Annotated in this window: 13 protein-coding genes; 8 read left to right on the top strand and 5 right to left on the bottom strand. The window is 67.2% G+C overall.

Annotated elements, in window-relative coordinates; genetic code table 11:
- Positions 1–93: 93 nt before the first annotated feature.
- On the top strand, positions 94–2052 hold the full coding sequence (locus K8612_RS21430) for an ABC-F family ATP-binding cassette domain-containing protein (protein ID WP_223763652.1): 1959 nt from the start codon (positions 94–96) through the stop codon (positions 2050–2052).
- Between the two features lie 6 nt (positions 2053–2058).
- Here the strand turns inward: K8612_RS21430 and gspC are convergent, their stop codons facing one another.
- The 4 genes from gspC to K8612_RS21450 form a co-directional block, all read right to left on the bottom strand.
- Positions 2059–2925: a type II secretion system protein GspC gene (gene gspC, locus K8612_RS21435; protein ID WP_223763653.1), complete on the bottom strand. Its 867-nt coding sequence runs from the start codon at positions 2923–2925 to the stop codon at positions 2059–2061.
- Between the two features lie 165 nt (positions 2926–3090).
- Positions 3091–4608: a M35 family metallo-endopeptidase gene (locus K8612_RS21440; protein WP_223763654.1), complete on the bottom strand. Its 1518-nt coding sequence runs from the start codon at positions 4606–4608 to the stop codon at positions 3091–3093.
- A gap of 118 nt (positions 4609–4726) precedes the next feature.
- On the bottom strand, positions 4727–5428 hold the full coding sequence (locus K8612_RS21445) for a zf-TFIIB domain-containing protein (RefSeq protein WP_223763655.1): 702 nt from the start codon (positions 5426–5428) through the stop codon (positions 4727–4729).
- A gap of 49 nt (positions 5429–5477) precedes the next feature.
- Entirely contained in the window at positions 5478–7721 is a 2244-nt protein-coding gene (locus K8612_RS21450) for an ATP-binding protein (protein ID WP_223763656.1), read from the bottom strand.
- Between the two features lie 110 nt (positions 7722–7831).
- Between K8612_RS21450 and K8612_RS21455 the strand changes: the two genes are divergently transcribed.
- The 5 genes from K8612_RS21455 (at position 7832) to K8612_RS21475 (ending at position 14540) form a co-directional block, all read left to right on the top strand.
- Positions 7832–10264 (top strand): transglycosylase SLT domain-containing protein, encoded by a 2433-nt coding sequence (locus tag K8612_RS21455; RefSeq protein WP_223763657.1) that lies wholly within the window; start codon positions 7832–7834, stop codon positions 10262–10264.
- Positions 10265–10378: 114 nt separating this feature from the next.
- Positions 10379–11788 carry a hypothetical protein gene (locus tag K8612_RS21460; RefSeq protein ID WP_223763658.1) on the top strand — a complete coding sequence of 470 codons (1410 nt, stop codon included), beginning with the start codon at positions 10379–10381 and terminating at the stop codon, positions 11786–11788.
- A 147-nt stretch (positions 11789–11935) separates the two neighbouring features.
- Positions 11936–13084 (top strand): hypothetical protein, encoded by a 1149-nt coding sequence (locus K8612_RS21465; RefSeq protein ID WP_223763659.1) that lies wholly within the window; start codon positions 11936–11938, stop codon positions 13082–13084.
- A gap of 14 nt (positions 13085–13098) precedes the next feature.
- Entirely contained in the window at positions 13099–14133 is a 1035-nt protein-coding gene (locus tag K8612_RS21470) for a serine/threonine-protein kinase (protein ID WP_223763660.1), read from the top strand.
- A 26-nt stretch (positions 14134–14159) separates the two neighbouring features.
- Positions 14160–14540, top strand: coding sequence for a VOC family protein (locus K8612_RS21475; protein ID WP_223763661.1), 381 nt, complete (start codon positions 14160–14162; stop codon positions 14538–14540).
- Positions 14541–14681: 141 nt separating this feature from the next.
- Here the strand turns inward: K8612_RS21475 and K8612_RS21480 are convergent, their stop codons facing one another.
- On the bottom strand, positions 14682–16298 hold the full coding sequence (locus K8612_RS21480; protein ID WP_223763662.1) for an RNA-directed DNA polymerase: 1617 nt from the start codon (positions 16296–16298) through the stop codon (positions 14682–14684).
- A gap of 119 nt (positions 16299–16417) precedes the next feature.
- On the opposite strand from K8612_RS21480, the gene selA reads away from it, so the two are divergent.
- Positions 16418–17812 carry an L-seryl-tRNA(Sec) selenium transferase gene (selA, locus tag K8612_RS21485; protein ID WP_223763663.1) on the top strand — a complete coding sequence of 465 codons (1395 nt, stop codon included), beginning with the start codon at positions 16418–16420 and terminating at the stop codon, positions 17810–17812.
- Positions 17809–18402, top strand: coding sequence for an HNH endonuclease (locus tag K8612_RS21490; RefSeq protein ID WP_223763664.1), 594 nt, complete (start codon positions 17809–17811; stop codon positions 18400–18402). The genes selA and K8612_RS21490 overlap by 4 nt, the downstream gene beginning before the upstream one ends.
- Positions 18403–18517 lie beyond the last annotated feature (115 nt).

Consider the following 18517-nt stretch of genomic DNA (forward strand, 5'->3'; position numbering starts at 1 on the left):
CCGCCCAACCGGGGAGATGTGCCCCCTGGGCAGTCAAGCAGGCATCAGAACCGTTCCCGTAGGGCTTGCCGGCTGTTATCTCCCCCCTCCGCCATGAGCCTCGTCATCGCCCAGGACATCAGCCTCGCCTACGGAAAGAAGGTCCTCTTCGACGAGGACAATTTCACCCTCGGTCCCAGGGACCGGGTGGGCCTGGTGGGGGCCAACGGGACGGGCAAGTCGTCCCTCATGAAGATCATCGCCGGGGCGAGCCAGCCGGACGGGGGCACCGTCCAGTACAGCCGCCGGGCCCGGGCGGGCTACCTGCCCCAGGAGATCGCGGGCCTGCCGGAGGGCACGGTCGTGGAGGCGGTCATGAGCACCGTCCCCGGCCGGGACTCGCTGGAGTCGCGCCTGAAGGACACGGAAGCGGCGCTCGCGGCCAGCTCGGACGAGGAGGAGCAGTTGGAGCTGGCGCAGACGCTGGCGGACCTCCACGCGGAGCTGGACGACTTCGAGAACCGCTACGGCCGCCACCACGCCGAGCGCATCCTCAAGGGCCTGGGCTTCAAGGACGCGGACCTGTCCAAGCCCACCCAGGCGCTCTCCGGCGGCTGGCGCATGCGCGCGGCACTCGCGGGCCTGCTGCTCCAGGATCCGGACCTGCTCCTGTTGGACGAGCCCACGAACCACCTGGACGTGCCCACGCTCGCGTGGTTCGACGGGTTCCTGCGCCGCTCCAACAAGGCGATGGTGCTCATCTCCCACGACCGCGACTTCCTCAACCGGCAGATCAACCGGGTGGTGTCGCTGGAGATGGAGGGCGTGCGCGAGTACGCCGGCAACTACGAGGACTACAAGCGCCAGCGCGCCGAGGAGATGGTGCTCCTGCAGGCGCGGGCGGAGAAGGTGGAGCAGCGCCGCGCGGAACTCCAGTCCTTCATCGACCGGTTCGGCGCGAAGGCCACCAAGGCGAAGCAGGCGCAGAGCCGCGCGAAGATGCTGGCCAAGCTGGAGAAGGTCCAGGTCCTGGAGGAGCGCCAGACGATGAAGTTCCGGTTCCCGGAGGTGGAGCGCTCGGGCCGGGACGTGGTGTTGATGGAGGGCATCACCAAGCGCTACGGCGCGCTCACTGTCTACGACGGGCTGAACGCGCGGCTGGAGCGGGGCCAGCGCATCGCCGTGGTGGGCGCGAACGGCGCGGGCAAGACGACGCTGCTCAAGATGGTGGCGGGGGAGCTGGCGCCGGACAGCGGCAAGGTGACGCTGGGGCACAACGTGGTGGTGGGCTACTACGCGCAGCACCACGCGGACAAGCTGGACCGCCGCAACACCATCATCGAAGAGGTGCGCCCCCTGGCCGCGGACAAGCCGGAGAGCTACGTGCGCGGCGTGCTGGGCGCGTTCCTCTTCAGCGGCGACGACGTGGACAAGCCCATCGGCGTGCTGAGCGGCGGCGAGCGCGCCCGCGTGGCGCTGGCGAAGCTGCTCCTGGTGCCGTCCAACTTCCTCCTGATGGACGAGCCGACGAACCACCTGGACCTGGACTCGTCGGAGATGCTGATTGAAGCGCTGAAGCTGTACGGCGGCACGCTCCTGTTCGTGAGCCACAACCGCAGCTTCATCAACAACCTGTGCACGCACGTCTGGGAGGTGGCGGACGGCAAGCTCACGTCCCACCCGGGCAACCTGGACGAGTACCTCTACCACCAGGAGCAACTGCGCCTGGCGGCGGAGGGCGCGGACACGGGCGCGTCGAACGGGAAGGGCGCGGCGTCCACGGGGCCCGTGTCGGAGAAGGAGCGCAAGCGCCTGGAGGCGGAGGCCCGCCAGCGGCGCTCGGTGGTGGAGGGCCCCATCAAGAAGGAGATCGCGAAGCTGGAGGAGCGCATCGCGAAGGTGGAGGCCGAGCAGAAGGAGCGTGAGGGGCAGCTCGCGGACCCGGTGCTCTACAACGACTTCGCCCGGGCGAAGCCGCTGATGGACGCGCACCGCACGGGCAAGGAGGAGCTGGAGGACCTCTATGCCCGCTGGGAGGCCGCGCAGGAGAAGCTGGCGGCGGCGCAGGCCTGACGGGGGCTACTGGACGTCAAAGGTCTTCCGGACCGGGGCGCCGCCGCGTTCAATCTGCAGCTCGATGCGCCGGGCGTCCCGCAGCTTCGTGAAGGCCTCCAGCGCCTTGTCGGGGCTGTCCAGGTCCAGGCCGTTGATGCGCTGGAGCACGTCTCCGTTGCGCAGCCCCAGTCGTGAGTAGAAGGAGTCCTCCCGGAGGGAGAACAGCTTGAAGCCCACGGGGCGGCCGTCCTTGAAGGCCGGGACCACCCGGGCCTGCATGGACAGCTCGTTCAGATGCGTGAGCGCTTCGGTGACGTCCTCGCGCGGCACGGCGTAGGTCTCGGGCCCGGTCTCCCGGATGCCGCGACCCAGGCCCGGTTGGGCGGCCCCCGGATGGACGTTCACCGCGACAGGCGCCGCGCTCCCGAACCCGTCGACGTACTCGAGCCGCCCGTCCACCAGCAGCAGGATGCGCTCCCGCTCGATGGCGAAGACCCGCGCGCCCTGGATGGTGTCGCTGACCATCAGGCTGCGCGCACTCCCAGCCGGGAGCTCATGGATGGAGGCCATGGACCAATGGGGATCCTGCGCCACCAGGGTGCCCAGCAGGCGGATTCCCAGCGTGCTCCGGCGCAGGTCCCGCGGTGGCTCTGGAGGCACCTCCACGCCGGTATCGGCGGAGAGCCCCGTCAGTCGTGCCAGGCGCGCTCCATCCAGCGCCGGCAGGGGAGGGGCGTCCGGTGGCGCCGGAGCCTCGGCCCAGGGGGCCCGGATGCCGGGCATCACGAAGGCGCTGCTCACCTGGTTCACGATCAGCGCGGCCGTCAGGGCACACGCAAAGACAAGCAAGACGAACAGGCCCTGGACGGGCCGCTGCATTCCACGGTTCACGAAAAAGGCCTCCCTGTTTGGAACAGGGAGGCCTTGAGCAAGCCGGGGGCCAGCGGCTGCCCCAGAGTGAGCGCGGCGGGCGCTCACCCCCGGTCAGGGACCTCGTGTCAGGGCACGCGGTGCCGGCAATGACAACCCGTCATGACACGCTGTCACGTCCCGCCCTCAGTGGCCGTAATAGAAGGACGAGCCCCAGATGGAGGCGGGCCGGCTGGCGGGAGCCGTGCCCACCAGGCAGTGCGCGCCGTCATACCCCCCGATGGGGCAGTTGGGCGGCGGCGTGATGTAGAGGTTGTTCGACCACTTGAAGGGCGTCGAACCCCACGGCAGCGGCATGACGTAGCAGTTGGCCCCGTCGAACGACGAAGGCGCGGGGCACGCGTTGCCGGGGCCGGGCGTCAGGTAGAGGTTGCCGGACCAGACGAAGTAGCTGGTGCTCCAGGACGGGTAGGGGAGGATGTAGCAGTTCGCGGTGTCCCAACTGGACGGCGCCGGACACGCCGTGCCGGGCAGCGCGTTGACGTAGTAGGCGTTGTTGTGGACGAACGCCGTCAGCCCGGCGGGCACGTTCATCACGTGGCAGTTCGCCCCGTCCCAGGTCGCGGTGATGGGTGCGCCCGTGTGGGACGTGACGGTCGGCGCGCAGGGGTTGTAGGGGCTGTACGGCGTGGCCTCGGCGAAGTACTCGTGGGAGTCCGCGTTCTTGATGGCCTTGTGCGGCTTCGACGTGGCCAGGCTCTGCGCCGCGCTGTGGCCGTACTCGATGTCGCGGGTGCTGGCGACCGACCAGAAGTGGCTGATCTCGTGGATCAGCGTCCCCGCCTTGGAGTCGTTTCCGGTCATCGGCGCGGGCCAGAAGGCCTTGCACAGGTGGATCTTGAAGTTCTCCCAGGGAATCACATAGGCATACGCGCTCTTGTTGCAGTTGCAGTAGAACTTGATGTCTTCGTTATCGACGGCGTTGCGGATCTTCCGGAAGTTCTCGCGGACGGTGCTGTAGCGCGAGCTGTCATGGGCGCCGAACCACGTGGTGTAGCGGGAGGTGACGCTCCCCGCCACCAGGTAGTCATAGGAGTCGTCCGCGTAGTTCAGGGCGTGCTCCCGGGCCGCGATGATGGCGCTCTTCTCCGAGTCGCTGCAGCCCTTGAACTTCTCGTTGTCGCCATTGACAATCTTGGTCGTGTCCTCGGCGTCGTCCGGGTTGGGGCGCGGCTCCCGGCCCTCGATCTCCAGGGTGATGACATTGGAGACGGCGAGCGCCTTGTCGGACTGGGGGCTGAAGACCTCCGTGTTGTACTGGATGGAATAGGTGCCGGAGACGGCCAGGTCGTAGTTGTCCCAGAGCGACGCGATGCCGGTGACGCTCTCACCCGGCTTCAGCGTCAGGTAGTCGCGGTCCGTGGGCGCCGCGCGCTTGTAGAGCCGGCCGATGTACTCGACGGGCTTCTCCTCCCGCGACACGCTGAGGATGTCCGCCTCGATGCCCTCGATGACCGGCGTGTGGTAGCCGAGGATGCGGACCGGTTCGCCGGACACGTTCGTGAACGTGACCACGAGGTCCACGGGCGCGTCCGCGGGGAACTTCGTCGCCTTGGACGCGAGCTTGATTTCGAGGACTTCCCTGGCGCTGGCGTGCAACGGAATGGAGACGAGCGCGGCCACGATGAGACACGTCAATTTCATCCAGCTTCCCCCTGTGTGGGTGTGATGCCCGGGCAGGGTGCAACAGTCTGGATGGATTTATCAATGTGACAAATGCGTCGTGAGAGGCGCTGGTTTGTAACCAGAATTGCTACAGCGGCTATTTGAAGATCTTCGACAGGAGCCACACGACGGCGGATTCGGCGGCGCTGTTGTTCAGGTGCCGGGCGCGGCGGCCGTAGGTCTCGCTGGGCTGGGCCTTGGTTAGCTCGTCCGTGTACGGCGCGGAGCCCTCCGGCGCGCAGCTCCCGCAGTACAGCCGCTCCTCCCAGACGAACCCGTAGCGCACGTCCATCCGCCGGCCACACGTCACGCAGGCCGGCTCGTCGCCGACGCGCACCTTGGGCAACAGGCTCAGGCTCCGCCGGTCGTCGTACTCGTGCTCGAAGTCGGCGGCGATGGGCGGCGGCTCGGGGCGGGCCTCCGGCTCCGCGGCCTTCTGGAGCCGGGCCAGCTCCTCCCCGTCCAGCGCCACGCCCCGGCACTTCGTGCAGACGTCCACCGTCACGTCCCGCAGGTCCACGACGGGCAGCGGCGCGCCGCCGCACGTGGGGCAGGTGGGCGCCTGACGCCCGCAGGACGGACAGCCCGGGACGTACTGGAGCGAGGCCTCACAGCCCTTGCACCGCCCGGGCTTGCCCTTCGCCTGCTCGAAGACGGCCGCCAGCGTGGGCCCGCCGACGACGCGCGCCAGCATCTCCTCCTCGAACCAGGCGGCCCCGCAGGCGCCGCACTCGTCGCGCACCAGCCCCCGGGCGTAGGTGCTGCGCATCGTCGTCTGGCAGTAGGGGCACGCCTGCATGGCACCCGCAGCCTACCGGGTCTTTCCCGGAAACGGGATGCCGCGCGGCTCACCCCGCGCGGCGGCGCTTCTCCTTCTTCGGCTTGGGCTCGGGCGTCTTCGGGGGCGGCGCGGGGTCGCGCAGCTCCTCCGGGACGGGGAGGGCGGGCTGGGAGGGGCGCGTGGGCGGCGCGGGCGTGCCGTCCGGCAGCGCGCCTTCCACGGGCTCGGACGGGAGCGCCGGCAGGCGGATGATGAACGCGGTGCCTTCACCCACCTTGCTCTGCACGCTGATGCTGCCGCCGTGGTTCTTCACGATGCGCTGGCAGATGGCGAGCCCCAGGCCCGTGCCCTTCTGCTTCGTCGTGAAGAAGGGGACGAAGATGTGCGGCTGCTGGTCCGCCGGGATGCCCGGGCCCGTGTCGGAGACGCGCACCTCCACGAACTCCGCCCCCGCGCTGCGGATGTCTCCGAAGCGCTCCGGCTTCTCCGTGCGCACCGTGATGCGGCCCGGCTGCGGCCCCAGCGCCTGCACCGCGTTCTGCACCAGGTTGATCAGCACCTGCTTGAGCTGCTCCGCGTCCCCTTCCGCGCGCGGCAGGCGCAGGTCCAGCTCCACCGCCAGCTCCGCCGTGGGCGGCATGTCGTTCTGGATGAGCCGCATCGTGCGCGTCACCACCTCGTTGAGGTCGGTGGGCCCGAAGTTCTGTTTCAGCGGACGCGAGTAGTCCAGGAACGCCGTCACCACGCCGTTGAGCCGGTTGACCTCCTCCACGATGACGTCCAGGAACTCGCCGTCCTCGCCCGGCAGCTTCTTCGGGTCCAGGCACTGCGCCGCGCCCTTGATGGCGCCCAGCGGGTTGCGGATCTCATGCGCCAGGCCCGCCGCCATCTCACCCAGCGCCGCCAGGCGGTCGCGCTCGCGGATCTTCTCGTACAGCTTGGAGTTCTCCAGCACCGTCGCCATCCGCTCGGAGACCTCCAGGATGAGCGCGATCTCATCCGACGCGTACGCCTCCGGCACCCGCTCGTCCCACAGGTTCAGGAAGCCGATGACGCGGTCGTTGCCCATCAGCGGCACGCTGATGCCGGCCTTCATCTGGAGCAGCGCCGCGCGCGTGTCGTTGAGCCGCTTCAGCTCGTCGCGGAAGCGCTTGCCCTCCACCGCCTGCACCCGCATCACGGAGATGCGCCGCTCGATGTTCTCCAGCAGCACCGCCTTCTGCCCGCTGGCCACCGCGAAGAGCACGCCGCGCGCCGCCGCCGTGTCCAGGAGCGCCACCGGCAGGGGCCCGCGCGAATCCAAAAGCCGGTAGCCCGGCCGGTCCTCCGCCATCAGGTACACCGACGCGTGCGTCACGCGCCCCGTCTCGTGCAGCGCGTCCAGCACCACGCGCGCCAGCTCTGAAATCTCGATGACGGACGCCATGCGCACGCGCAGGGCGCCCAGCGTGCCCAGCAGCGCGAAGCGCTCGCGGAAGAAGATGCGCACCACCATCTCCTCCACCTTGGTGCGCAGCGGATCCAACAGGATGAGGATGACGAACGCGGCCACCACCGTGTTGAAGACGAACAGCGACGTGTTCTCGTCCACCCACGCCGTCAGCACCGTGAACACCGACGCCAGGATGATGGCCAGCACCGTCTGCGAGGCGATCTTCCCCAGCAGCTCGTGCAGGTCCATCAGCCGCAGCCGCAACAGCGTCTGCGCGAGGAAGAACAGGTAGAGCGTCGCGAAGACGGGGCCCAGCGTGGGGAACGGGATGTCGTTGCGCGACAGGAAGTCCAACCCGTTGAACAGCACCGCCGCGCCCGCGCCAATGGCCAGGTACGCCAGCCGGAACTGCTCGATGCGCGACTCCGTCGTGCGCACCCGGTGCACCAGCAAGGACACGGAAGTGAACAGCGTGCCCAGCACCCAGGCGCCCAGCGCCAGCCGGGCCCATGGTTTGTCCGCCAACGGTGTCACCGCGACGGTCAGACCCAGCACGCCGGACAGGAGGGCGAGCCGCCGGCCGGCCTGGTGCGCTCCCTTGCCGACCCCCAGGAACTCGAGGAAGAAGGCGACCGCCGCCCCGGGCACCAGGGAGACGACGGCCACCGTCGCCCCGAGGGCGATGCGGGACACCCAGGGGTAGTCCTGAGGGGGGAAGATGCTGTGGAAGAAGAGGCTGAGGTAGTACCCGGCGACCGTCAGGGTGAAGACGGAGTAGAGCGTGAGGACCCGGGGCCGTCCGGGGCGCAACAACATGGACACGCCCAGCGCCAGACCGATGATGGAAGCGAGCAGTGCGCTCTGGGTGCGGATATCCATGTGCAGGCGGACAGTCTAACCTCTGTCAGGGGCTGGAAATTTTCCAACCATCCCCAGTTGTCCTCGGGCGTGCCCGAGCGCATCTCCCAGGGTCCCCGAGGCCCCCGCGAATGAAAGTGTCCCTCCAGCATCTCGCCCTCCTCGCCTCCGCGGCGCTGCTGTCCGCGCAGGCTCCCGCCCCAACGGCTCCGGCCACCCCGGCCCCGGCCGCCACGGCTCCGGCTCCCGCTTCCAGCGACGACACGGATCAGGCCCCCACGACGCGCACGGACAGCGCGCCGTCGGAGGCGCAGTTGACGCCGCCGCCAGACGCGGACAAGGCGCCGCTGCCGGTGGGCTACGTGCAGGTGTTCAACCCGGCCTTCCCGGGGCTCGCGCCGCCCACGCCGGTGGTGCACCGCGGGCGCCGCTACGGGCTGGAGGACCTGACGCCGTACTTCGCGGACGGCAAGAAGAAGGACGCGAAGGACGCGTTCGACAAGGGCCAGTACACCAAGGCGCGCGCGCTGCTGGAGGGCGAAGGGGACAGCCCGCCGGTGCGCTACCTGCGCGCGCTGTCCGCGGTGCGGGCCGGGGATGACAAGGCGGCGGCGACGGAGATGGCGGCGCTCGCCAACGACTACCCGGCGCTGAAGGACCGCTGCCTCACGCACGCGGGCGTGGCGCTGGAGTCCCAGGGCCGGCTGGACGACGCGGCGGCGAGCTTCAAGCAGGTGCCGGAGGGCTCGCGCCTGTACGTGGACGCGCGCCTGGGCCTGGCGCGCGTGCTGCGCAAGAAGAAGGACTACGACGGCGCCATGGAGGCGCTGACGCCGCTCACCCAGCGCATGATGACGGGCTGGGGCCGCAACGTGGGCGCGGAGGCGCTCATCGCCACGGCGGACCTCGCGGTGGAGAAGAAGGACAAGGCGGCGGAGAAGGCCGCGCTGTGGAAGCTGTGGGCGGCCCAGCCGCTGTCGCCCATCGTCAAGCAGGTGGAGAAGCGCCTCAAGGGGCAGACGCCGCCCGTGGAGGCCAGGGTGGGCCGCGCGGAGGCGCTGATTGAGGCGCACCGCAACAAGCAGGGCATGGCCATCCTGGAGCCGATGCTCAAGACGCTGAAGCTGCCGGACGCGCTCGCGTGCCGCGCGCACTTCGCGTTCGGCAAGGGGCAGCGCAAGGAGCGCCAGCACACCGCGGCCATCCAGGTGCTCACGCCGGTGGTGGAGCAGTGCAAGGACCGCGACCTGCTGGCCCGCGCGCTGTACGTGCTGGGCTCGTCGCGCTCCATCGTGGATCAGCAGCGCGGCACGGACACCTACGAGCGGCTGGCGAAGGAGTTCCCGGACCACTCGTTCGCGGACGACGCGCTCTTCTACGCGGCCGACCTGTACGTGAAGACCCACCGCCCCAAGGAGGCCATGGCGCGGCTGGACGAGGTCGCGCGGCTGTACCCCAAGGGCGACTTCCTGGGCGAGGCGCTCTTCAAGGCCTTCTGGGTGGCGCGCACGTCGAAGGTGGAGGACGGGGGCTTCTCCTTCCTGGACCGCATCGAGGCGCAGTTCGCCAACGCGGACGAGTCCTACGACGTGGAGCGCGCGCGCTACTGGCGGGCGCGCACGCTGGAGGAGCGCGGCAACATCCAGGGCGCCGCGGAGCTGATGGAGAAGCTCGCGGTGGAGCACCCGGCCACGTACTACGGCCTGATGGCGCGCGAGAAGCTGGGCGAGCTGGACCCCAAGCGGCTGGAGGCCGTGTCGGCGTCCATCTTCGAAGTGCCGGAGGCGGCCAGCCCCTGGCCGATGTTCGCGGGCCCCATGGGGGACGACCCGCACTTCCGCGCGGGCGTGGAGTTGCTCAGGCTGGGCTTCGCGGACTCCGTGTCGTCGGAGCTGATGCTGGTGAACCGCGCCGGCCAGCCCCCGGAGTCCATGCGGCTCCTGGTGATGGTGCTGTCGCAGTCCGGCGACGCGCGCTCGGCGCACGCCATCGCGCGGCTCGCGCTGCGCAAGGACCTGAGCGGGCGCATCACCGCGCAGACGCGGCCCGTGTGGGAGGTGGCCTATCCCAACGCGTTCCGCGACCTGATCGAGAAGCACACCGCGCCCGCGGGCGTGGAGCCGGACCTGCTCCAGGCGCTGATGCGCGAGGAGAGCGCGTTGGACCCCAAGGCCCTGTCCTGGGCCGGCGCGCTGGGCCTCACGCAGTTGATGCCCTCCACGGCGAAGGGCGTGGCGCGCGAGCTCAAGGTGAAGCACTTCTCCGTGGACTCGCTGCTCCAGCCGGAGCTGAACATCCGCTTCGGCGCGCACTACCTGGGCGGCCTCATCAAGAAGTTCAAGGGCCACACGCCCTACGCGGTGGGCAGCTACAACGCGGGCTCCGGCGCGGTGAACCGCTGGCGCGCGGCCAACCCGGACCTGGCGCTGGATGCGTGGGTGGAGGAGATCCCCATCGCGGAGACGCGCGGCTACATCAAGCGCGTGCTGCGCTCCTACAACACCTATCAACTGCTCTACGGCCGCGCCCCGAAGGTGCCAGTGATGCCCAGTGCATCGCGTTAGCGTGTAATCCTGGCTGAAGCCTGAATTCGCGCTTTCTTTGTGGAGGGGGAGGGGCGGGCCGTGATTTCGTCGGCCGCCATGCTCCCCCTCCGAACGAGAGTCGCTCCCCTCGCCGTGGCGGTGTTCACCCTGGTGGGCCTGTGTCTGCCGGCTGAAGCCGGGGCGCAGGCCTGGTCGCTGACGAACGCGCAGCGGCAGGCGTTCCTGCGCTACTACGCGCCGGTCATCTTCAAGCGCGCGAACGCGAACGACAACAAGCACGGCTACGACTGGTTGACGAACTTCGACTTCGACCAGGACGGGGACTTCTCCAACAACAAGCTGCACTGGAAGCAGATCAACCAGTACGTGGACGCGTCGCGCGTGGGCCCCAGCGCGTTCGACAGGTGGCGCATCCGGCCGACGCTGTACACGTCATTGATTGAGTACATGGACGGAGGGAAGAACCTCACGCTCGTGTATCACCTGTATCACGCGCTGGATAAGAACGCGGCGGGCGACTGGCAGTTGCACGACTGGGAGCGCGTGGAGCTCCAGGTGAAGAACGTGGTGGGCGACCCGGGCAGCGGCGAGTCCGTGGCGTACGCGGTGGTGACGCAGCACAAGCGCAACGTGGTGCGCCGGGCGGGCAGCGGCGACCTCCAGTTCATGCAGACGGGCACGGGCAGCCACCTGCTCGTCTGGCAGGCGGAGTGGTCCGACAAGCTGCTGGCGCCGCACGGGCAGGAGCTGCGCTTCGTGACGGATCCGTACTCGTTCTTCGCGGGCCGGATGGCGTCCGGCGGGAAGGCGGAGGCGGACGTGAACAACGACGACGGGCGCAAGAAGCTGCACTTCGTCTTCGTGCCGGAGGACGACGGGGCGGCGGTGGCGGCGTTCAACGCGCAGCCGCTGCGCTACGCGACGGCGGACGCGCTGGCCAGCCGCTATGACAACGGGTCCTCGGCCCATTGGCCCGCGGTGAAGCGCGTCACGTACGAGCTGCAGGACCTGGCGGACATCCTCCCCACGCACTGGGAGCACGGGGGCTATGCGACGCACTGGCTGCCGGACGAGCCCCAGTTCTTCCTCCTGGAGAGCCCGGTGGTGAACGAGGCGGGGCAGGCGGAGGTGGGCGTGGGGATGCAGCGCTTCTTCTCCAGGACGCGCGACGTGGAGGGTCAGGACGACCGCGAGGGCTACCCGTCGAAGAAGTGGTTCTTCGGCACCTTCGAGCTGAACGACAAGGCGTCGGACACGGGGGGCGGCGGGTCCAGCGAGTTTCACGACAGGTCCTGGGCGGGCACGGTGGTGGACTCGCGGGGGCAGACGCGCATGAGCGCCAGCGGATACCCGGCGTCCGTGAACTCATACTGGTGGCAACACGACTACTTCGTGCACTCGGGCGTGACGGACGACACGGACGGGCGGGAGCAGGGCTTCTGGCTGCAGGGTGGGTGGTATCTGCCTCAGAGCGGCGGGTTTGACGGACGCTGGGTGCAACTCTTTGCCGACCGGCCGGGTAGGGAGTCGGGCGAGGACTGAATTGGTCCTGATTGCCGCGGGGGAGCAGCGCGAGAAGCGGCGCTCATGCCCTGCTGCTGAAATGCTGAAGAAGGGGACCCGGTGTGGCGGTGGGCTGGTAGGGTTGCGCCGCAGTTCCCCCCCTCGTTTGCGTGAAGGAAACACGCCATGAGCCAGCCCAGCTCCCCCAGCCCCCAACAGCTAGACCTCAACCGCACCGCCGTGGAGATCGCCCCCGAGACCTTCTGGGTCGGGAAGCGCGAGCCCGGCGGCATCTTCTTCGCGAACCCGTTCCTGCGCCGCTTTCGGGGCACGGACCCACGGACGGCGAAACCCGCCGAGTTCAACCTCCTCATCGACCCCGGCTCGAGCAGCGACTTCTCCACCATCCACACGAAGGTGGTGTCGCTGATTGGGGGCATGGACCGGCTGTCCGCGCTCTTCATCAACCACCAGGATCCGGACGTGGGTTCGTCCGCGAACATCATCTCGGCGCGCTACTCGCCGCGCGCGAGCATCCTGTGCTCCGAGGACACCTGGCGGCTCATCGTCCACTTCAACCTGCCGCGCAACCGCTTCATCCCGACGGAGAAGTTCACGGGCGGGTTGAGCGTGCCCACGGGGCACAAGCTGCTGCCGGTGCCGTCGCCGTTCTGCCACTTCCGGGGCGCGGTGATGCTCTACGACCCGCAGACGCGGGTGCTCTTCACGGGGGACCTCTTCGGCGGTCTCACGGACAGCAAGGCGCAGGGGCTGTGGGCGGAGGAGTCCGACTGGACGGGCATCCGGGCGTTCCATCAAATCTACATGCCGGTGAACTCGGCGCTGGTGCGCGCGGTGGCGGCCATCCGGAAGCTCACGCCCGCGGTGGAGATGATCGCCCCGCAGCACGGCCGCATCATCCGGGGCAAGCTGGTGCAGCAGTTCCTGGAGCGCATGGAGCGGCTGCAGGTGGGCCTGGACATCATCGACGAGGCGCAGGACCGCTCGCACCTGCAGGCCTGGAACGCGGTGCTTGACCGGGTGCTGACCCTGGCGCGCGGCTACCTGGGCGACTCGGTGGAGGCGAAGCTCACGGCGAGCGAGCAGTTGTCGGACACGGCGAAGTTCAACGGCCAGCGGCTGGAGGTGAGCCGCATGGGCAAGTGGACGCTGGAGCACGTGGTGGGGGTGCTCTGCCAGGGCGAGCCCTCGGAGATTTCAGGCCCCATCATGGTGGAGGCGACCATCGCCGCCGCTGAGTACAACCTGCCCACCCCCCACCTGGACATCGAAGGCGCAGGCGCGCCCGCGCCCGTCTCGCTGCTGGAGCCGTGAGAGGGGAGGGAGGGGTGCATTCCAAGGACCGAGACAGCGGAGGTTTGACCTATCTGGGCCCGGAGGCGCTGAACGCGCGGCCGGGCAACGCCGTGGCCGAGGACGGGTCCGAGCCGACGCTGCCGCGGGTGCAGACGCCCGTGTCTCCGGGCGGGACGTTGCTCCAGGGCGCGGTGACGCCCCGGCCTCCCGCGCCCCTGCACCAGGGGCTCGTCCCCGGGCAGGTGGTGGCGGGGCGCTACCGGGTGGAGAAGTGGCTGGGCGTGGGCGGCACGTCGGCGGTGTACCAGTCGCTGGATGTGAAGAAGCAGCAGCGCGTGGCGCTCAAGGTGCTGGCGGTGCCGTACGCCGACGAGGCGATGGTGACGCGCTTCCGCCAGGAGGTGGAGCACGCCCGGGCACTGGAGCACGTGAACATCCTGCAAGTGTTCGACGCGGGCTCGGATGGGGAGCGGCATTACCTGACGGTGGAGCTGCTGGAGGGCAAGGACCTGCGGCAGGTGATGCAGGAGGGGCGCCCCACGCTGGCCAATGCCTTGCGGTGGCTGACGCACGCGACGGTGGCGCTGGAGCACGCGCATGCGCGCGGGGTGCTGCACCGGGACGTGAAGCCGGGGAACCTGTTCATCACGCGCACGGGCGTGCTGAAGCTGATGGATTTCGGGCTCGCCAAGAGCGAGCACGTGATGGGGAACACGGCGCAGGGAGCGACGCTCGGGACGCCGGAGTACATGGCGCCGGAGCAGGTGAAGGGCATGGAGGTGTCGCCAGCCACGGACCTGTATGCGCTGGGGGTGGTGGCGTATGAGCTGCTCACCGGGCAACTGCCGTTCCGTCATGCCCAGCCCGTTCCGCTGATGCTGATGCATGTGCAGGAGACGCCCATGCCTCCGAGGAAGCGGCGTCCAGAGCTGCCGGAAGCCTTCGAGCAGGTCGTCCTCAAGCTGATGCGGAAGCAGCCCGAGGAGCGTTACGCGAGCGCCACGGTGCTGCGCGCTGAACTGGCGAAGCTGTGGCCGCTGGCACTCCGGCAGGGGCGCGCGTTATAGGAGGCGCTTTCCCCGGGGGGGCCTCCATGTCTGTCAGATTCAACCACACCATCGTCCACGCGAAGGATCAGGTCGCGTCCGCGCGATTCCTGGCGGAGCTGCTGGGATTGCCCGAGCCCACGCGCTTCGGGCCTTTCACCGTGGTGAAGCTGTCGGATGGGGCGTCGCTCGACTACAGGACCACGCAGGACGCCATCTCCGGTCAACATTACGCGTTCCTGGTGTCGGAAGAGGTCTTCGATTCGCTGATTTCGAAGATCCGCGACCGGAAGATCCAGCACTGGGCCGACCCGTTCGGCCGGCAGGAAAACCAGATCAACACCCATGACGGAGGCCGCGGGGTCTACTTCCAGGACCCCAGCGGCCACTACATGGAAGCCATTACAGTGCCGTACGGCGGTTGGTGAAATCGAGCGAAGCAAGAAGGACTGGGGTAGCTAGCCTATTGGAAAATCGGCCGATTCAGTGTCAATTGTCGCAGGATGAATTCACCTGTAACAAAATCACAGGGCGACCATGGCACCTGTCGTGAAGGTCAGTAGTGTAGGCTATTTGTCTTCGTAGCCACCAAGTGCGTTCGCAGTAGCCGTAGGTCTATTGTTCTTTTCAGCCTTAAAGGGTTCTACAGGGATGTAGAACGATACTGCGGCTGATTTTAGGAATTTGAAGTATGGGTCCTTGACGATGTGCGCTTTCCAGCCCTTTAAAAACTTATGTATGCCTGCTTCGTAAGAAAGCAGCCAGTGGCTTCCGCATAGTGACTCTGGCGTCGCGAGGCTGTCCCACCATGCGCCGGACGCAGGTGACTCTAGTTTGCCTCGGCTAATTAGATCCAAGGCGAGAATTCCGACAAGCGAGTCCTGGATTTTCAAGACGGATAGAGCAGCTTGTTTTCCTAGGCCTACATTGAAGCGAAGTGCACCCCAGAGGCTCCATAAAACTTCACTGCCATGCCCCTGTGGGGCGTGTCTAATGATTTGATCGGAAAGAAGCTTCGATAGGCCGTTCTTGTCGATAGAGCATCCCTCTCGTGCGTATTTTTCGATGATTTCCAATGCATGACGAAGTGTTCCTGGCTCCGCGTTTACGGATTGAAATAAGAGGGATTCAAGTAGATCCCAGGTATCCTTGAGTGCGGATTGTCTAAGGATTCTTCCGGTCGCGTACTTTATAACGGATTCGTCCGGATGTGTGGCGGCCAAGCGAAACGCGAGATCGAAATACTGAATAATGCTTTTCCTTGAGCCTTTGCCTTTTTGCTCTATTCTGAACTGACTGATTTCGGTTGCCCAAGAGGCTCCTAATCCAAGTGGAAGTTCGAGTATTTTTGTTTTCTTGGGATTTAGTGTGAGTTCCCAGTCGCTGAGGGATTGCTGGAGTTGTGAGAGGCCTTTTTCTGCTCGCTGGAGATTGGTGAATGACATTTCCCAGTCATCAACAAATCTGTATGCGCCAGCGTAGTAGATGTCTTTTTCGACCTGGGAGTCGATGGAGGACATGAGTAATTCAGCCAAGACTAGCGAAGAGTCTGGGCCAATTGGGATCCCGATGCTCTGCTTGTCCTGGCCACTGCGCACCAGTTCATCAAGGATGTTTCCAGTGAGTTGGTAGTTCTTTTGTGCCTTCTTTGCTACTGCTTTGCCGTGGAGCGCCCAGGGGATGGAATGGGTGTAAATGCTGTGGTAGAATTGCGATATGTCTGCCTGTAGTATGTATCGCCCCCTGCGGCGGTAGTGTGTTCGGTGTTCTGAGAGTTGATTGAGGCCGGTCTCTGTTTCTAGGGCGCGCGTTTTTCCTGGAATGGGCTTGCTCTTGGATATGGGGGACTGGTTGATTTGTGTGGATAGTTCTTTCCAGGATTTGTCAATTGCTGATGAAAGGGCGAAGTGTGCCACTGGGTGTGGAATTGATAGTCTGCGCCTTAGCGTGCCCGCTCGTGCCAAGTCGTGGTGCATGAGTTGTAGGGTTGGAGGTTTGGTTTGGGCTTGAGTCCATATTGTGGGGAGGTTGCTCGGTTGGTTGAGCAGTGCGCTCGCGAGTAGCTCCGTTGTGAAGCATGCTGGCACTTCCTGCGGAAAATATCCTTTGGCAAGAAGGTGGTGGAGTAGTGGGGAGGCTTTTAGGGGGTGGGATTTGTTTGGGGAGGCAGCCTTGGGAGTTGGCATGGATTTGATCGTTTTTGGGCTAGGTGGGCGACTCGGGTTTCTTGGCAGCGGGCAGAAGTGGCGCTCCAAGGTCACCTGTTTGAAGCCTGAACGTCAATTGTGAGAATAGGCTCAAGGTCATGAGCTTTGCTTCGTTCGGACCTATAGGGAAGAACGCGCTGCTGCGTGGGCTTCCCTCCATCGAACAACTCCTGCGGCGGCCGTCGCTGGAGTCCCGGCTCGCGAACCTTCCCCATGCCCGGGCGGTCGCGGCGTTGCGGCTCGCTGTCGAACGCGTGCGCTCCCGGCTCCTTTCCGGTGACCTGCGTCCCTTCGAGGACGCGGACGTGGAGGCGGCGCTCGCGTCCCTGGCCACTCCGAACCTGCGGCGGGTGATCAACGCCACCGGCGTCGTGCTCCACACGAACCTGGGCCGCGCACCGCTCGCGCCCGAAGCCGTGGAGCGCGTCGTCGCCGTGGCCCGGGGCTACTCCAACCTCGAATACGACCTGGACGAAGGTGAGCGCGGCAGCCGTTACGCGCCGCTCATCGGCCTCTTGCGCACGCTCACCGGCGCGGAGGACGCCATCGTCGTCAACAACTGCGCGGGCGCCGTGCTGCTCATCCTCGCCGCGCTCGCCTCCGGCCGTGAGTGCGTCGTGTCGCGCGGCGAGCTCGTGGAGATCGGCGGCGGCTTCCGCATCCCGGACGTCATGCGCCAGTCCGGCGCGAAGCTCGTCGAAGTGGGCACCACCAACCGCACCCGGCGCGCGGACTACGCCAACGCCCTGAGCCCGGACACCGGCCTCATCGTGAAGGTCCACCGCTCCAACTTCGCGCTCGTCGGCTTCACGGAAGAGGCGTCCCTCGCGGAGTTGACCGAACTGGGACGCTCCCGTGACGTGCCCGTGTTCCAGGACCTGGGCTCCGGCGCGCTGGTGCCGCTGTCCGGCCCGGGCCTCACCCCGGAGCCCACCGTGGGACAGGCCATCCGGGATGGCGCGGACGTCGTCGCGTTCTCCGGCGACAAGCTCCTCGGCGGACCCCAGGCAGGCGTCATCGTCGGCCGGGCGGACCTGCTCCAGCGCATCAAATCCCACCCGCTCACACGTGCGCTGCGTGTCGACAAGATGACGGTCGCGGCCCTGGAGGCGACGCTGGAGCTGTACCGGGATGGCCGCCCGGACGCGGTCCCCACCCAAAGCCTGCTCACCCAGCAACCGGCTTTGTTGCAAGCCCGTGCCGAACGCCTGGCGGCCCTGCTCGCGGCGAGCGGCGTGGAGGGCCGTGTCGTGTCCGTGGATGGACAGGTGGGTGGAGGTGCCATGCCTCTGTCCCGGTTGCCTTCCTTCGCTTGCAGCCTCACCGTAGAAGCGCCGAAAGTATTCCTGGAACGTCTGCGCGTAGCCGAGGTGCCCGTTATTGGCAGGATTGCGGATGACGAGGTCGTTCTCGACGTCCGGTGTCTCTCAGAGGAGGACCTGGGGCAGGTCGCGCAGGCTGTGGCGGCCGCCCGTTCGGGAAGCCAGCCATGATCAACAGCTCCGTGCTCGTTTTAAACCGGTACTACCAACCGGTTCACGTGACGTCGGTCAAACGGGCTTTTTCCCTGCTGTATCAGGGCGTCGCCAAAGCCATCGACGAGCAGTACCGCCTGTATGAGTTCGAGGACTGGGCCGCCCTCAGCGCCACCCAGGACAGCATCACCACCATCGACCGGACCATCCGCGTTCCGCGCGTCCTCGTGCTCGGCGCGTATGACCACCTGCCGCGCGCCAAGGTGCGCTTCTCGCGCCTCAACATCTACGCGCGCGACAACGACACCTGCCAGTACTGCGCGAAGCAGCTCCCTCGCAGCGAGCTCAACCTGGACCACGTCAGCCCGCGCACCCAGGGCGGCAAGACGACGTGGGAGAACGTGGTGTGCTCCTGCGTGCCCTGCAACCTGAAGAAGGGCGGACGCACGCCGGAACAGGCCGGGATGCGGCTGCTCAAGAAGCCCGTGCGACCGCGCTGGACTCCGCTGTTCCGAGGCGCCATCCGCAAGATCACCTACCGCGAGTGGCTGCCGTTCCTGCACCTCGCGGACGTGTCCTACTGGAACGTCGAGCTGCTCGACGAGTGACAGCGAACGGCTCCCCGGCCGCCTGCTCCCCGAGCCTCCTGGCGCCGGGGCGCGGGCTCCGGGCGCTCCCGGGCTGGCCGTGAAATGGCGGGGTGTCGACTCGGGCGGTAGGACG

Source organism: Corallococcus sp. AS-1-6, from assembly GCF_020037015.1.
Lineage (GTDB): Bacteria > Myxococcota > Myxococcia > Myxococcales > Myxococcaceae > Corallococcus.

Bases quoted from the DNA above. Each gene is read 5' to 3' on its own strand.
- K8612_RS21430 (WP_223763652.1), top strand. From the start codon at position 94: ATGAGCCTCGTCATCGCCCAGGACATCAGCCTCGCCTACGGAAAGAAG.
- K8612_RS21440 (WP_223763654.1), bottom strand. From the start codon at position 4,608: ATGAAATTGACGTGTCTCATCGTGGCCGCGCTCGTCTCCATTCCGTTG.
- K8612_RS21445 (WP_223763655.1), bottom strand. From the start codon at position 5,428: ATGCAGGCGTGCCCCTACTGCCAGACGACGATGCGCAGCACCTACGCC.
- K8612_RS21450 (WP_223763656.1), bottom strand. From the start codon at position 7,721: ATGGATATCCGCACCCAGAGCGCACTGCTCGCTTCCATCATCGGTCTG.
- K8612_RS21455 (WP_223763657.1), top strand. From the start codon at position 7,832: ATGAAAGTGTCCCTCCAGCATCTCGCCCTCCTCGCCTCCGCGGCGCTG.
- K8612_RS21465 (WP_223763659.1), top strand. From the start codon at position 11,936: ATGAGCCAGCCCAGCTCCCCCAGCCCCCAACAGCTAGACCTCAACCGC.
- K8612_RS21475 (WP_223763661.1), top strand. From the start codon at position 14,160: ATGTCTGTCAGATTCAACCACACCATCGTCCACGCGAAGGATCAGGTC.
- K8612_RS21480 (WP_223763662.1), bottom strand. From the start codon at position 16,298: ATGCCAACTCCCAAGGCTGCCTCCCCAAACAAATCCCACCCCCTAAAA.
- selA (WP_223763663.1), top strand. From the start codon at position 16,418: ATGAGCTTTGCTTCGTTCGGACCTATAGGGAAGAACGCGCTGCTGCGT.
- K8612_RS21490 (WP_223763664.1), top strand. From the start codon at position 17,809: ATGATCAACAGCTCCGTGCTCGTTTTAAACCGGTACTACCAACCGGTT.